This is a genomic window from Paenibacillus arenosi, assembly GCF_014841135.1.
Taxonomy (GTDB): domain Bacteria; phylum Bacillota; class Bacilli; order Paenibacillales; family Paenibacillaceae; genus Paenibacillus_B; species Paenibacillus_B arenosi.
Genome location: NZ_JACYTN010000018.1, coordinates 13271 through 29953, shown reverse-complemented (window position 1 = coordinate 29953; position 16683 = coordinate 13271). Strand labels below are relative to the sequence as shown.

The window sequence follows — 16683 nt, the reverse complement described above, 5'->3', positions numbered from 1 at the left end:
AAATCATTTAGGGTTTGCAGTCTCAATACCGAGACATGCGCCATATTGAACTTGATAGCACAGGCTCCTGAACAGCGATGTCTTTATCTTGCAAGACATTACTCGCGTTCAGCCTATAACTTTGAACGTAATGCTCGCCCAGCACTTCCTCTATTTGCTGATAGGATTTAGCAAGATCAGGCGGCCTTGAACGACAATTGTGGCAATCAGACGCAATAAGATGAATCAAGTTTTGTTTGCACAATTTCCATGCCAATTTCCTAATTTTCGAACCAAATCTACCTGTTAATGAACTGGCTGTTACTTGACAAAGTGCCCCCTCACGAACAAGCTCACCTAGTTGAGCTAAATCCTGCATGACCCCAGCATTGCGCTCTGGGTGAGCAATAATTGGAACATGTCCAAGCAACCTCAACTCATAGAACAAATCCCGACAGGAGGAAGGAATATGGGTAGCTGGGAGCTCGATTAATATGTATTTGGAGTGATGCAATGAGAGCAGTGTGTTGCCTTCCATCCAATCCAACAACAGACGGTCGTACATTTGAATTTCTTGACCTGCATATACCTTTACATCGACACCTTGCTGCTGAAGCTCTTCATTCAAACGTGCAGTGGCCAAATGGATGACATCGGCTTCGTTACGGTATCTTCCGTTCCGATGATGAGGAGTTGCAATCATAGCCCTTATACCTTGTGCATATGCAATTCGTGCCATTAATACAGCAACTTCAAGCGAAGGGGCTCCATCATCAAGGCACGGAAGAATATGAGTGTGTATATCAATCATTGCATTCCTGACTCTCCTCATCGACGAATCTACTGTTTAGTTATGTATATAGACAAGGCTTCTTCTTTATGATCTCGGATTACATTCCCCATCAATAAAAATATTCACGTTATAAGTTATGGTCTATCATGGATTGGTGCAGCTATGTTGTCACAACTCCATGTTTACTTTATAATTGTTAGTACATTACTGGTATTAAGCTAAAATGTGAGTAGATAGCCATTCATTCCTTACATTTATGATTTCGTTATGAACATGCCATAAAGCGATTACCTAGAGAGCAGGTGACCTATAACATATGGAACAACCATCACAACCGACTAACAAATCTCTATCACATATTCCGTTGTCCGTATTGGATCTATCTCCTATCGTTGAAGGCAGTACGGCTGCCGAATCTTTTCGGCGAACTGTAGACTTAGCACGACACGCAGAAGCATGGGGCTACCAAAGGTATTGGTTGGCGGAACATCATAATATGCCTGGTATAGCAAGTTCAGCAACTTCCGTACTTATCGGGCATGTAGCCGCAAATACGACGACTATCCGAGTAGGATCAGGCGGTATTATGCTGCCCAATCATGCTCCACTCGTTATTGCAGAACAGTTCGGTACGTTAGAATCCCTCTACCCGAACCGCATTGATCTAGGCTTAGGTCGAGCACCGGGTAGCGATCAGCTTACAGCACAAGCACTTCGTCGCGATACAGGCCGCAATGGGCAAGAATTCCCTGAGCTGCTGGATGAGCTGCGAAATTATTTGCGGCCTGCCTCACCACTTGAGAATCGGGTTCGCGCCGTGCCTGGCGAAGGCCTCCACATACCAATTTGGCTACTTGGTTCAAGCGGTTTCAGCGCGCGACTAGCCGGGGATCTGGGACTTCCCTTTGCCTTTGCCAGCCATTTTTCGCCTGAAAATACACGCCCTGCTCTAGAAGTGTATCGGAACCACTTCCAACCATCAGAAGTGTTGGATGCACCGTATGTTATCGTAACGGTCAATGCTATAGCAGCGGATACCGATGAAGAAGCAGAACGATTGGCTACCTCAGCGCAGCAGCAATTTTTGAGCCTTATTCGCAATAGGCCACAGCAGTTGCAGCCTCCTGTGGACAGTATGGATGAGCATTGGAGCGAGTACGAAAAAATGCTTGTACAGCGGACGCTCTCAACATCGATTATCGGTAGCCCAGCAACCGTTAAACGCAAACTAAACGAGCTGTTAGAGGCAACAAATGCTAATGAAATTATGCTCAATAGTCAAATTTATGACCATGACGCAAGGCTTCGTTCATTTGAGTTGCTGTCAAACGTTCGCACGGAATAGATTTGAATATGAAGTAAATGCGTCTATCTCATATGAGGAAGCCGGAGAAGTGAAGGTTATTACTTTTATGGTGTAAGTCGCAAAAAAAAGAGGGTGCAGAAATTAGCTTCTGTACCCTCTTTTCCATATGTCTACTCAAAAATAAAAACTGCTCATTCGAATGAAACGGGTAAGTCTACGAATCTATTCATTAACATGTATTATAAAATATACTCGCTCTTATAAAGAATCAAGATATTTCTCTGCATCTTCATAGCTTTGAACAACGTTGCAAGTACCGCCAATCTCTTTAAGCAGACGAGTCAATTGCAGCTTCGAGAGCACATTACCGACAATCATGGCAGTGCTTTTGATTTTCTTTTCAGCCATATAAGCGCGCATGTCAGCAAGCGAGTTATTAACCTCTAACTTACCTGGCTGTGCATTCACCATATCAAAGCAGAGCGTGTATCCATCCTGCATTTGACTTACACACGCATAAAGGGCTTTTTCATACTCTCTTGCCTCTTCCATACTCATCATACCTTCTAGCTTTATGTAAAGTCGATTTTTAGACACATCGCAACTTACTTCAAACATATCAGTAATCCCCCCTAGTGTGAGTTATCTCAATATCCATGATCTATATTTAAAATATGGTTTTCTCTATCTATGTTTTCACATTGGAATAGTCAACCTTCCAACTACCCTAATGGTAAAAATCCAACCTCACGACAGTGCCACAGCATTGCAGAAATATGTTTATGATTCGGAGCATCCCACCGGAACCCAAGCTGTGCCAACGTTGATGTAGTAAACTTTGCAGTCAATTTGAATGTGGTGTTGTTCTGATTCTCGGCCATCCAGCCGTTATGCAGCAATATATTTTCAATGGCCTCTGAATGAACACCTAGACAATACTGATCATAAAGTACATCTAGAAATTCCTTAAACGACGTTTCTGCCACTTCATATCCCTCACAATTGGTTACCAGATCAGTCATAGTAACGAAATTGGGATTGAATAGATGAAATGTGCGTTGATAGAGCGCCGGCTTATTAAATATAGTAACGAGTGCAAGGCTGACCTGATCAACAAAAGACAAATCTATGTTTGCTTCTGTTTTCGGTACGACACCAAGCTGCATATAAGATTTCATACTATTATAGAACGCATTGTCTTGTATGTTCTGCTGAAATTTACCACTTTCAGAATCAAATACTATGTTACCAATACGATAAATATTCGCAATAAGTCCTTTCTTTCTTGCATCATGCACAACTTTCTCGGCCTCGAACTTCGTATTTACGTAATAGTTATCGAATTGTTGACCAATATCTAGATCATTTTCTGTAAATAAGATGGCCTCTTTACCTGGAATCGTTCCCATCCCGACCGACATCGTCGAAATATGATGGAACACCTTCGACTGCACGTCCAAGGCAAATTGGATCAGGTGCTTCGTTGCCGTGACGTTATTACGTTCAAACGCTTCATAAGGTCCATAGTGCTTTACATTCGCAGCTGCATGGACAATGCAATCTACTTCTGCTGCTAATTGATAGTAATCTGCATCCCCCATGCCAAACCGAGGTACAGACAAGTTACCGTTAATAACATGAATTCGTTCTTTAAAACAGTGAACCCATGCAGAGCCAAAGTAGTAGATTAGCTTTGCATAAAGTCGCTCTCTGGCATGCTCCGTACAATTGCCACGCACAATTGCAGTAACTTGAGCATCTGTCCGCTCGATAATGTCGCGTAAAAGGTAACTTCCCAAGTAGCCAGTACTACCTGTCACTAATACGTTGCTGTATATGTTTGACTCATGTAGAGTAACAACAGACGTTTGCTCATTATACAGCGCAATACGTTCCATATATTGATGATTTTGTACTTCCAACCGTTCATTCTGATCTGTGCCACTACTCCATTCAGATTGCGCACGTTCACGAAGCTGCGATAACTTGTCCTTCATATGATTGGGACGGTACTTTATCTGTTTGGCCAACTGACGAATCGTCGGATACTGAAAAACATCGCTGACTTCCACTTCATAGTCGAGCTTCAACTTCGCAATTAATGAAATAGCGTTCAAAGAATGACCACCCAATTGGAAGAAGTTATCCTCCACACTTACTTCCGTTATACCAAGCAATTCCTGCCACAACTTTGCAAGTCTGTGCTCTTTCTCATTTGCAGGAGCAGCACAATTATCTAAAAATGAGGATCCTTTTTCCCTAGGCAAAGGCAGCTTTGCACGATCGATCTTCCCATTCATCGTCAAAGGCAGTTGCTCGAGAAAAATGTAATGCGTTGGTATCATATACTCAGGCATGCACGCTGACGCATAGTCATATAGATCTTTACTCGTGATGTCTAGATCAGCGACAATGTAAGCACACAATGACTTTGAGCCTGCTTCCTCTTCAATAGTAACGATCAATACTTCGCTAACTTGCTCATGATTGCGGAAATATTGCTCAATCTCACTTAGCTCTACGCGGTATCCACGAATTTTAACTTGATGGTCTTTTCGACCAAGAAACTCTAGATGCCCATTTGGCAGCCAACGCACTATATCGCCAGTCTTGTAGAGCTTTTCATCCGTTCCTAGCGTGCTATTAACAAATGAAGCCTTCGTCAGATCTTCACGATTCAGATATCCTTTGGCTACCCCATCACCACCAACCCACAGCTCGCCATAAACACCTATTGGTTGCAAGGCACCAGTGCTATTCATGACATAAGCAGTCGAATTGGCAATTGGCTTACCAATAGGGTTTAACCCTTCCACCTCATGTTGAAGCTTATAGCATGTTGAAAATGTTGTATTCTCGGTCGGTCCGTAAATATTGAACAATGAAATCGGTGCACATTGCTCTGCAACTCGCACAAAATGTTTCCAACTCATCGATTCGCCACCAACAAACAACTGCTTTACCGGTACAAACACACTCGGATTTCGTTCAGCAAGCTGAATGAATAACGCTGTAGTCAAAAACATTATCGTAACTTGATGCTGTCGGATGGCCTCGCCTAATTGGTCAACGTCCAAAATAACTGTCTTATCTACAAGCACGAGACGCAATCCATTCAATAATGCTCCCCATATCTCAAACGTTGACGCATCAAACACAAGCGAACCTGTTTGTAATAGGCAATCGTCTGGTTGAAACTGAACATAGTCTGTGTTCTGTACGAGACGAATCACATTACGATGGGTTATCATAACCCCTTTCGGTTTACCTGTCGATCCAGAAGTATACATAATGTAAATTAATTGATTAGGACCGAATACCTCGCCAACATTCTCTGTTGGATGTTCATTAAGCTTAAGGTCATCCATTACAATCGTATTTACTGTAGTCGGCAATCGATGAATTAGTTCCCCTGTACACAACACCAATAATGCTCTGCTGTCTTCTAGCATATATTGCATTCGTTCCACAGGATAATCAGGATCAATCGGTACATAGGCACCACCAGCCTTTAAAATGGCAAGCACACCTACGATCATGTCAGCCGAACGCTCCGTAAATAAGGCTACAGCTTGCTCTGCTGCAACGCCGTTACTACGCAAGTAATGTGCCAATCGATTCGCTTTCTGGTTCAATTGCATATAGGTAAGCTTGCAATCCTTACACTCTACAGCCACTTTGTTCGGTGTTCTCAACACTTGCTGCTCAAATAACTCAACGACAGAAGCATCACGCGGATACGCGCTAGCCGTGTCATTAAATTGTTCTATAATCTGCTTACGTTCTATCGATGTCAACATATTCAATTGACCAATTGCCAGTTCAGCATTGACCGTTACTTCTTGCACCAATTGAACGAAATGAGCTGCAAAACGCGCTATTTTTTCATACGTAAACAGCTTTGAATCATATTCGAACGTAAGTGACACGATTCCGGCTTGCTCTATCGCTTCTAGGGTTATGTCAAACTTAGATGTACCATTGTGAACAGGTACTTCTGTACTTGTTACACCTGGCAGCTGAATGTCTATGCCGCCTATGTTCTGCATAACAAAAACCGTGTCGAATAGCATATTGCGACTCAAATCAGGTTTAAACTGTATCTTTTCATACAACCGCTCTAATGGGTAATCCTGGTATTCATAAGCGTGCAGCAGTGAATCCTTCATCTCTTCTAAGAAATGAGCAAATGATTTGGATGCCTCTGGATAAGATCGAATCGGCAGCGTATTCACGAACATCCCTATCATGTCCTTGCATTCCGCACGTGTGCGAGATGCTGCCACACAACCTACAATGACATCTTCTGTATCCGCATATCGTGCCAACAGAACATGATAAACAGACAATAATACCATGTATATCGTGCAGTTCCGTTCCTTAGCAAATTGTCGCAATGCAACTGTCTGTTCAACGGATAATTGTGTACGAACAACCTCACCCTCGAACGACTGTATGCTTGGTCGATGGAAATCAAGTGGCAAGTTTAACTCTGGTAGTTCTCCATCAAGGACATGTAACCAATACTGTTCTGCCCGTACATCCAAATTAACGTTGGCTTGCCACTCGGCATAATCTTTGAATTGCATGCTAGCGGCAGGTAATCCGTTGCCAGCGTACAATGCGCACAACTCTTCGGCAAAGATGCGCAATGAAGTACCATCAAATACAATATGATGAATATCCAGCAAAAAAAGATGCTCTTCTCCTGCAAATGACACCATCGCCGCTTTCATTAATGGTGCTTCGTGAAGATCAAACCGATGTTTGAACCATAATGCTAACTCAGTAAGCGACTGCTCATTCAACTGCTCACTCGTTCGATCCTCGTAATCCATTTCAAATACAATATCTTCTACAGTTGCAATTCGCTGACCAATTTCGCCATTCTCATAATGGAATGATGTACGCAGGGCCTCATGTCTCACAATAAGCTGCTTCAATGCATGGAACAATCGTATGCGGTCAAGCTTACCTTCCATTTGATACAATAGTGGAATATGATAAGCTGTACCATTACCTTCACGCTGCTGCAAAGCGAACATACGACGCTGTGCTGAGCCAAGTGTATACATTGGCTTTTCAGCAGCTGCTTGAATCTCAACTCCAGCTTGCTGACCCTGCTGATCTATTTGCAGTGCCATATCCCGAAGTATAGGCGCTTCAAAGATCTGCTTAAAGGTAAGGGTCAATCCACAGACTTTCGCGATTATCGCCTGCATGCGTGAAACTTGCAGTGAATGACCGCCTAAGTGAAAGAAATGATCCCCTATCCCAATGGAATTACAACCTAGCACCTCTTCCCAAATGCCTACTAACATTTGCTCGGTTTCTGTGCGTGGAGCGATATAATTACCCAGCTCTCGGCCCTGTTTTTCAGGCTGTGGCAGCCTCTGACGGTCAATTTTACCGTTAATCGTTAGAGGCATTCGCTCTAAGAACATATAGTAACTCGGGAGCATGTAGTCAGGTAAATGATTAGCCAAGTATGAACGCATCTCATTAGCGGACATCTCATTTTGCGTAACGATGTAAGCACATAGCGCTTTTTGACCTGACGTTTCTTCAAAATCAATGACAAGCGTTTCCACTACTGACTCATGCCGTTGAATCCACGCTTCAATTTCTCCTAATTCCATCCGATAGCCGCGAATCTTGACCTGATGGTCAGATCTACCTACGAATTCCAAATTCCCACTTGGAAGCCACCTTACTAAATCACCTGTCTTATATAGTCGCTCGCCGGATACAAATGGACTATCTATAAACTTCTCGACCGTCAAATCAGCTCGATTGGCATAACCGCGGGCAACACCTTCGCCTCCGACCCACAGTTCACCAACTGCACCAATTGGCTGAAGTTGACCGTACTTATTTACAACATAAGCAGTAGAGTTCGCAATTGGCTTCCCAATAGGAATTACTCCCTCTGCGCTGCTGTCAAATTCATACCAAGTCGAAAAAGTCGTATTTTCAGTCGGACCATAAATGTTAGCCAGCGCAATTGGGGCACTCTCTAATGCCACCCGCAGCATATGCCTCGGACTCATCAGCTCTCCACCGATAAATAATTGTTTAATAGGTAGAAACAGACTAGGGTTGCGATCTGCCAATTGAATAAACAACGCAGTAGTTAAAAACATTATCGTAACCTGATGTCGACGAATAGCAGCTTCCAACTGAACCGGATCCAAAATAACAGCCTTGTCTACTAAAACGAGTCGCAATCCATTCAATAAAGCTCCCCAAATTTCAAAGGTAGATGCATCAAACACAAGCGAACCTGTCTGCAAAATACAGTCATCCGCTCCAAATGCTGCATAGTTCGTATTCTTTACAAGTCGAACCACATTGCGATGTGTGACCATTACTCCTTTGGGCATCCCCGTAGAGCCGGATGTGTACATCAAATAAATGAGATCTGTCGCCTCATTTACCGGCTCAGGATTGCTTGATGGCTCAACGTCTAAATCGGAAGAAGTGATCTTTACTACCTTATTTCCCATCGACAGCCCTTCAATAAAATGCCCGTTGGTCAGTACAAGCTGTGCTCCGCTATCCTGCAAAATGTACTCGATACGCTTCGGTGGATAATCGGGATCGATGGGCACGTACACCCCACCTGCTTTCAGAATAGCTAAAATGCCAATAACCATCTGTACGGTACGCTCAGCTACGATGGCCACCTTTTGCTCTCTTTCCACGCCTAGATGGCGAAGTCGATGCGCCAATCGGTTAACCATTTCATTAAGAGTAAAATAGGATATCTCAATCTCATTGTCCATAACTGCCACTTGATTCGGTTTCTTCCGAACCTGTTCTTCGAACAACGCTGGAATGGTTTGAAATCTTGGAAAAGCCGCCGATGTATCGTTCCACAGCGCAACGACTTGATGTTCTTCTGCTTGCGTCAACACTTTCAACTCACCAAGACGTTTGCTAGGATGCTTCTCCATCTGTATAAGGAGCTGTTCCCAATGATTTTTCAGTTGCTCAGTAGTTGAGTGTTGTAATTTGTTCAATCTACTATAGATTAAAAGCTGCTGTGGTGCTGCATCGCCGTATTTGTAAATGAATTGGCAGTGTAGATCTGCTTCTAGCTCGGCCAAAGTCGTATTGGAAGGAGTATTGTTTAAATCACTTATCCAACAATAGGTAGAGGCTGAATTCTTAACAGGTCTATGATTTGTATGCTGATCTTGACCACAATTTTGAATACCGACTTCCATCTCCGCTAGCATGTTTTTGGTTATTCTATCTTCGCTAACATTGACTTCACTATGATCTGGTTTCTCGCATGCCGCAACATACAAACTTATCTCATTTAAGTTGAAATGCCGTGTCAATAAAGCCCCCCAAGCCGTACATGCAACAGCTTCTGGTGATAAGTCTTGCATATCACTAATGGAACGTATAGCTTCAGCAGCCATTTCGGAAATTGTATACGTACACGCCTCATATCCGCGTAATCTATCAACTGTTACGTCCACAACAGGCAAAGCGTTCAACCCCTCTGATTATACATAATTAGATTCATATGTGAATATACTCATATATCAATACTCTTAATGAATCTAATTTTGTTTACTAGCCTCCCGTTATAGTGGTGAAATGTTGTTCTCATCCATGTTGTACTCGTTAAAAATACGACAAATATCGACAAAAACGAATGAACTATCATATTTACTATGTATGACACCGTTCTCTAGAATAAATAGCTTAGAGAACAGGAAGAGAGCTGTATTCATTTACACTATCATACTTTGGAACTATACTTTCCGCAAAACAGTATATGTAAAATCAATATGAAATCTTAACGTAAATTGTGGAAACCAGTCAGAAATCCACCTGTTAATACGACAAAAAGTGACAAAAATCTCAATTGTCTGCTGACTACTATAACCCCCCCTAACTTCTTCATATCTGCATACACCTTTATGACATTGATGGAATATAATCATTTCAATTATTAAATCTGTGACATATTCATCACGAATCCATTACATGTATAATCAAAAAAACTCTTATTCTAGTGATTTTTATTAGATTTGATCTAGCGTATTTATCCATCCATATGCTATGCTGTTGGCAAGCTTCACAGAAAACAGTTTTGTCAACTAACGATATATGTAAGCGATTCCATAATTGACGCCACTGCTTGGAACAACCTATCTTTAAGTGAGGGTGCAACGAACACCATCGCGTTCCAGCAACATATAGAGTGGACACCTAATGGAAGGTCACAGTTAATTCCCACTTTGTCGAAAGTTGGCTAGCCTATCTAGCTGGGAGGTGAAACCTTTTAACATGGAACAAATCTAGTTCAGCTGTACGTTTAGACTTTCGTTCATCCATCTAGGAGTTTTCTAACCGTTTAAGCGTAATCTTCCCCGCTTCGAACTTCATTTTGTCCATATGCAACGTTTGATTGCCGCATGATTTACATAATATTTTTTTATAAAACTTATTCACTCCTCTACATCTACTCCCATTACAGTCAAGATAATTACACTGCTGGATGCCATAAGTAATCTGCGTTTTCAATTGAAATGACATAGTCCTACAATTCTGAACTATTTTCACCCCCTTCCTTCGATATATTTACACTCCAAGTTTACATCTATCAGTTACAGTCATGGCGATCTGCTCATCTTCTATTTTCAAGTAGACTGATGCTTCTTCAAGATGCCTACATCCCCCTTCATTACGAACATGATGCATTTGAAGCTCAGACGCACCATATTCTTAGGAGGTAATGATAGTGGAACAAACGAAGTCTTTATTTAAAAAATGGCTAATGTCTTTTATGCTTGTCACGCTAATTATCACGATGGTTGGAGGGCAAGTTCTGGCTTATGTTGCTCCTCCCATAACTGTAACTGATGCTACCTATCTTCCTGATGGCACTCTTATTCCTACTGCTCCAGATGCACTTATTGCTCCTACTGCTGTTGCACCAGGTGAGCCAAGCATTACGTTGACTGCGGATGATGAATTCGAGGTATACCATAACGGAATCAGAATTGGTGCGGGTACTAACTGGAAACAAGCCGGTACATTCCCACTAAAAGTGACACAAGGTAAAAACGTTATCGCAGTTAAAGCAAAAGACCTCGGAATCTATGCTGGTCTACTCGCTGAAATCAATGCAGGTCCAGACGATATTTTCACAACGGATTTTAACTGGAAGTCAACAAGTACTTTTACGGAAGGATGGCATTTGAGAGATTTTAACGACACAGCATGGCAGCGCGCGAAAGATTTCGGGTCATACGGGATAACTCCGTGGGACAAGTATGTGGTAGGTATGCCAGCTGATACAGCTGCAAAATGGATCTGGCCAGGTGATACCAACTACTCGACTCCTGTGAAGGATGCTTACTTCCGCTTCGAATTCATCATCAATCCAGATGGTTCTTCAGGTATAGCTAACCCCATTACAAGTGTTGGCTCGTTTAGCAACGTAACCCATCAATTAAAGAGCACAACAGCAGTAATGCCTGCTAGTGTCAAAAACCGCTTAGATATTAAAGAGAACATTTTCGAAGACGAAGCTGAATCTGGAAGCTTTGTTCTGACTCAGGAAGAATATAGACAAATTACGCCAAGCCTTGCTGCGGGCAAGATTTATTTCGATGAAGCAAGCAATAAAGCAATCAAAATATCGCAGGTGCTCCAAGATGGAACGAGCTTTAGAGTTGATTATGCAGCGCCAGCACTTGACGAACTGCTCGAATATTACGATATCCCAGAGCAAACGGTAGAAATAGCAGAATCCAATATCGTATATCCGGCAGAAAAAATGGCTTTGGCAGACCATGATCTCACTGTCTTATCCCCAACTTCCACGGGCTGCGGTAAAGTCGGCAATGATTTCACTTGTAACTTCAACAAAGTGCTCATAAATCAGACCGGCACGAACGGCAAAGTGTATGTAGAAGCTAGCGGCAGCATCACCCTACAATTCCCTAAAGTATCGGCTGTCTATAACCGCAAAAAATACGATGTGAAGTTTACTGCAGGTGAAAAAGCGAAAGTTACCCTCAAGGGCGAGGCCAAATTCCACAAAGAAGTAAAAGTGCCCATCTTCGGCTTCAACATTAAGGCAGGAAATTTAGCAAGTGCTTCTGTAGGCGTATTTTTAGTTATTGGTGTCGATGGCAGCGTTAAATTTGAGTTTGTCGTTGATCAGGGCTACTTCGTTGAAGCAGGGATTAGAGGCAAGAACTTCTTCTGGATACCCATTTCATTTAAACCATATGCAAATACCACGAGATATCTCAACATCACCCACAATATCGAAGGGCAGATTAAAGCTTGGGCTGGCGTAAAAGCTGAAGTCAGCTTGAAAATTGCGAAGTTAAAAGTTATAGCCGTAAGCGTCTTTGCCGGGATAGAAGGACAGGGAAAATGGACAAGTAACACGAATGTGTCCTCCCACTTCTCTCTCACCATCGACGCTCTCGTAAAAGGTGAAGCTACTGTGCTCAACAAATACTTTAAACTGTTTGAATTCCGCTGGAATCTAGTTAAGCTCGAGAAAAAACCACCAACAAACAATACTAACTATGCTTTAACAGCAACCGTTTCTGCTGATTCCACCTTCCCTGGATATTCTGTTCTTAAAATAAAGGATGGCGATCGCAATACTGCGCTCGGGCAGAGTCATAGCTGGGCTAATAACCAGCATACACCTCTACCACAATATGTTTATGTCGACTTCGGCCAATCGCGATCGATTAACCGAATTGATCTCTATACAACCGCTACCTATGCTATATCCAAATACGATCTACAATATTGGAATGGTTCGGCTTGGGTGCAGCTAGCAACGGTTACAGGTAATACAGCTAACCATCGTACGCACAGCTTTAACGCTGTTAATACGACCAAAATCCGTGTTTCTGCGTTACTAGGGCCAAGCCACCAACAGGGTTATGTTCGAATTAATGAGCTAGAAGTATATTAATATCGTTGCAAACTTATACAAGTAACTCCGAAGGCTCCGTCTATATGTACTGGACGGAGCCTTCACAATGCTTATATGCCTTTGCACAGAACGCATTGAGCAACTTATTAGTTTAATAGCTCATATCCTTCACTACTACAAGAGCCATCTTGCTAAATAACCCATTTTACATTTTCAATCCAATATTCCCAAACTGCTCCCCTGCCTCCATTCGTTTAAAAGCTTGGACGGCTTGTTCCAATGGGTATATTTTATCGATTACAGGGCGAATTCGATGTGTTTCTATATATTGAAGCATCTCACAAAACTCTTCTGCACTTCCCATCGAAGTTGCTAAAATACTATACTGATTGCGAAACAGCGTGGACAACGAAATCTCAACTTTGTCCCCTGAAGATCTCCCGAATTGAACAACTCGCCCACCTGGAGCTAATACTTGTAAAAATTGCGTAAACACCGCAGGACCAATACTATCAATAATTAAGTTGACCGGCTCACCGTGTAAGCTCTCGCTCCAATCGCAATCACTGGCTAACACACGATCCGCTCCTAGCCCCAAAGCTCGCAATCGCTTTTCCTCGCTTCGGGACGTAACCGTTACTTTCGCTCCTGCAGCTTTAGCCATCATTAAAGCATAAGTGGCTACCCCTCCGCCAATTCCCGTTATGAGCACATGTTCACCTGATATCAACTCCCCGCGTGTAAATAAAGCACGATAAGCAGTGAGTGCGGCTAATGGAAGTACACCGGCCTCCTCCCAAGTCAGATATGCAGGCTTCTTTTCAATACAAGTAACAGGCACGACGACATACTCCGCAAATGTACCGTCCGATGGATATCCTAGAATATCAAGAATCTGAGGCATCTCATTTGTACGAGTCCAATTCAAAGTAGGATGGATGATCACCTCATCTCCAACTTGGATATGCTCAATTCCCTCTCCTACAGCAGCTACGACACCCGCTCCATCTGAGCCGAGCACAACAGACCGTTCAAGGTCTCTTCGTTCCTTCATAATAAATAGATCACGATGATTTAATCCTGCTGTTTGAATTCGCACACTTACTTCACCTGCTTTGGGCAGCTTATTCACAGTTGCATGCAAACAAAGCCCTTCTGAACCATTCACCCGTTCATGAACCATTGCTCTTACACTCTCTTGCCAAGCTGTTTGCACATTACAATCTCCTTGCTTCATAAGGTTTGCCCTCCTAGTGTAAGTACAGATAGATAAATTCCTATAACGTAAGGTTAACAAAAGAAGGAATAAAGCGGAAATAGCATTATGGAAGAGGGCTATAACGAATTGTTATCGCGGATTAAAATTTCTGAGCCTTTACATAAAAATAAGCCGAGGAATTGTTTGCCCTCGGCTTTCTGTGCAATTGTCACTTCATTTTATTACCAATCACTGATGTTGCCAATTCACAATGACCGTATCCGTCCCACTGATAGGTGTCGTATACGTACGATTTTTCCCACCTTCCCAGCTAAGATGGCTACCTTTCTTTTTCAAAAACTTATATTGAATTTGTGTGTCCGCGGGCAGACTCACATCTATATACCAATTCGGGTATTTATACATAACTTGATTATACATTGGACCAATTGCACTTTCAGCTTCCCATAATCCTAACTCAAATATATTTCCCGATAGATACACATTCTGTCCCATATCTGTATTCGCACCTTGAATGACAAACCGAACACTCACTTGAGGTGCTGTCTGCACTTGAATGGATGAATAAGCAGTGCTCGTCGAACGTTTTGCTGTTTCTACTACCACTTCATAGCGTCCCGCACGATGCATTGGATGAATGTGACGAATTGGCGGAACCTTAACTTCGATATGTGTATCTTCCCAAGATAGTATATCTGCCCCCACTAGCCGTACACCACCAATGTATACCGTTCCTTTTTCTGAGCCAAATCCACGTCCATTTATAAATATCTTTTGTCCCGGTGCTACCATTGTTGGTCCAACATGCCCAATAACAGGACTTGTTTCTTGTACTGTGTAGTGCCATACGGCAACAGCCCCAGCATCCAATTTGAATGGAGCAACTGATCCATTTGTTAACTTTAATCCAGCTCCATTAAGCAAACCGCCAAGCATATCCTGATATTCACCATTTGGCAATGCTGTCACCAATCCGCTAATATGCGCCGCACTGCTTAAGTTGCGATTTATCGCAACTAACGCAACACTATTCCCAAATGTACGCTCATAAATGTATACATCATTATTGAGCCATCGTTCTTTAGTCGTGCCATAAGCAAATGCGGGATTTATTTTTCGAAGCGGCCCTAACTTTCCCATCACTTTATAAGCTGTCGTATTAGTCGAGAAAGATGACATACGTGCTCTATTGTCCGGATCATTGCCACCCGTCATATATTGCTCAGTCCCGTAGTAGACCGCTGGTACACCTCGTGATGTTAATGTAAATGCCAATGCTTGCTCGAGCATACGCTTATTCGCTTTGTTAACATGGAATCTCTCCATATCATGGTTATCTAAAAATGTAACCTGATCATTCACATACTTATAATCTTTAGCCGTACTGACAATCATATTGTTCAAGCTTTGCATAGATTGAGTTTGATCACGGAATACTTGACGAACCGTTTGAGCAAAACGGAAATCGAGCAAGCTCATTCCACTCTCATTCGCAAAGGTATGATTATCCGTACTTACCTCATCTACTCCGAGGAACCATTCTCCGAACGTAAACACTGGTGCTTTACTATATATGGAAGACATCCAGTTTTTCTGCCATCCAAATGGCATATGCTTAACTGCATCTACTCGAATACCGTCCACACCCATATCAAGCCAAAGCTGAATGGCATCTTTAAAATACTTATCTACGACCGTGTTGTTATGATTCAAATCTGCTAGATCGTACAGATTGCGATAAATCACATCTTCAATCGTCGAAAAATCGGTTCCTAAATTATGATGAAAAATATGGGAAGTATCATTCGTATAACCTGCAACTAATGTTCCATTATCGTATAGCCTTCCATTGTCGCCAAAGTTAGGGTCTGTCTCCATCGCAGGCGAGGTATGATTCGGTGCGAAATCAATAATAATCTTAATATTTTTCGCATGTGCTGCTTTTACTAATTCCTTAAATTTCTGCATCGTACCATGAGCAGGATTGGTTTTCTTAAAGTCACGGGCCCAATAACCATGGTACGATGTATTTTGAACACCAGCGTTGTTAATCACATCATAAATATTTTCTACAGGCTGAGAGATCCATAGCGCGGTAACACCCATTCCAGTAAAATATCCGTCGTTAATATTATTGATTATCCCTTGCCAATCTCCCCCACAATACTTTTTCAAATTTTTGCAGGTTCCATCGAATAGTGAACCTTTCGGGTTATTGCGAGGATCACCATCATGAAATCTATCCGTCACAATCTGATAAATCACATCTGTACTAAAGTTAGCAGTATTCGTAACGGCTGTGTCAGGAGCAGCCTGCAACGGTTGTGGTGTCCACACTAACAGAAGTGCAAAGATTGTTAAGAGCCACGCACTCCAACGCGATAACATTTTCATTAGGTATTTCCCCCTAGGCATACGGTACATTTAGTTCGAATGGACGTTGCATGCCAACAACC

The 16683-nt window shown here is 42.4% G+C and carries 7 protein-coding genes; 2 read left to right on the top strand and 5 right to left on the bottom strand.

The features are described from left to right. Positions 1 to 22: 22 nt before the first annotated feature. Entirely contained in the window at positions 23 to 790 is a 768-nt protein-coding gene (locus IFO66_RS17435) for a tyrosine-protein phosphatase (RefSeq protein WP_192026394.1), read from the bottom strand. Between the two features lie 298 nt (positions 791 to 1088). Between IFO66_RS17435 and IFO66_RS17430 the strand changes: the two genes are divergently transcribed. Beyond that, positions 1089 to 2117: an LLM class flavin-dependent oxidoreductase gene (locus tag IFO66_RS17430; RefSeq protein WP_192026393.1), complete on the top strand. Its 1029-nt coding sequence runs from the start codon at positions 1089 to 1091 to the stop codon at positions 2115 to 2117. Between the two features lie 219 nt (positions 2118 to 2336). On the opposite strand, the gene IFO66_RS17425 is transcribed toward IFO66_RS17430, so the two are convergent. Together IFO66_RS17425 and IFO66_RS17420 are read right to left on the bottom strand one after the other, a co-directional pair. Then, entirely contained in the window at positions 2337 to 2696 is a 360-nt protein-coding gene (locus tag IFO66_RS17425; protein ID WP_192026392.1) for a protein kinase, read from the bottom strand. Between the two features lie 104 nt (positions 2697 to 2800). Next, a complete protein-coding gene (locus tag IFO66_RS17420) occupies positions 2801 to 9568 on the bottom strand; it encodes a non-ribosomal peptide synthetase (RefSeq protein WP_337913308.1) in 6768 nt (2255 codons plus the stop codon). Between the two features lie 1271 nt (positions 9569 to 10839). On the opposite strand from IFO66_RS17420, the gene IFO66_RS24250 reads away from it, so the two are divergent. Next, positions 10840 to 13047 (top strand): galactose-binding domain-containing protein, encoded by a 2208-nt coding sequence (locus IFO66_RS24250; protein WP_192026390.1) that lies wholly within the window; start codon positions 10840 to 10842, stop codon positions 13045 to 13047. Between the two features lie 166 nt (positions 13048 to 13213). Here the strand turns inward: IFO66_RS24250 and IFO66_RS17410 are convergent, their stop codons facing one another. Continuing rightward, complete coding sequence (locus tag IFO66_RS17410; RefSeq protein ID WP_192026389.1) at positions 13214 to 14245, bottom strand: quinone oxidoreductase family protein; 1032 nt, start codon at positions 14243 to 14245, stop codon at positions 13214 to 13216. A gap of 210 nt (positions 14246 to 14455) precedes the next feature. Next, positions 14456 to 16621 carry an alpha-amylase family glycosyl hydrolase gene (locus IFO66_RS17405; protein WP_192026388.1) on the bottom strand — a complete coding sequence of 722 codons (2166 nt, stop codon included), beginning with the start codon at positions 16619 to 16621 and terminating at the stop codon, positions 14456 to 14458. Positions 16622 to 16683: the final 62 nt, after the last annotated feature.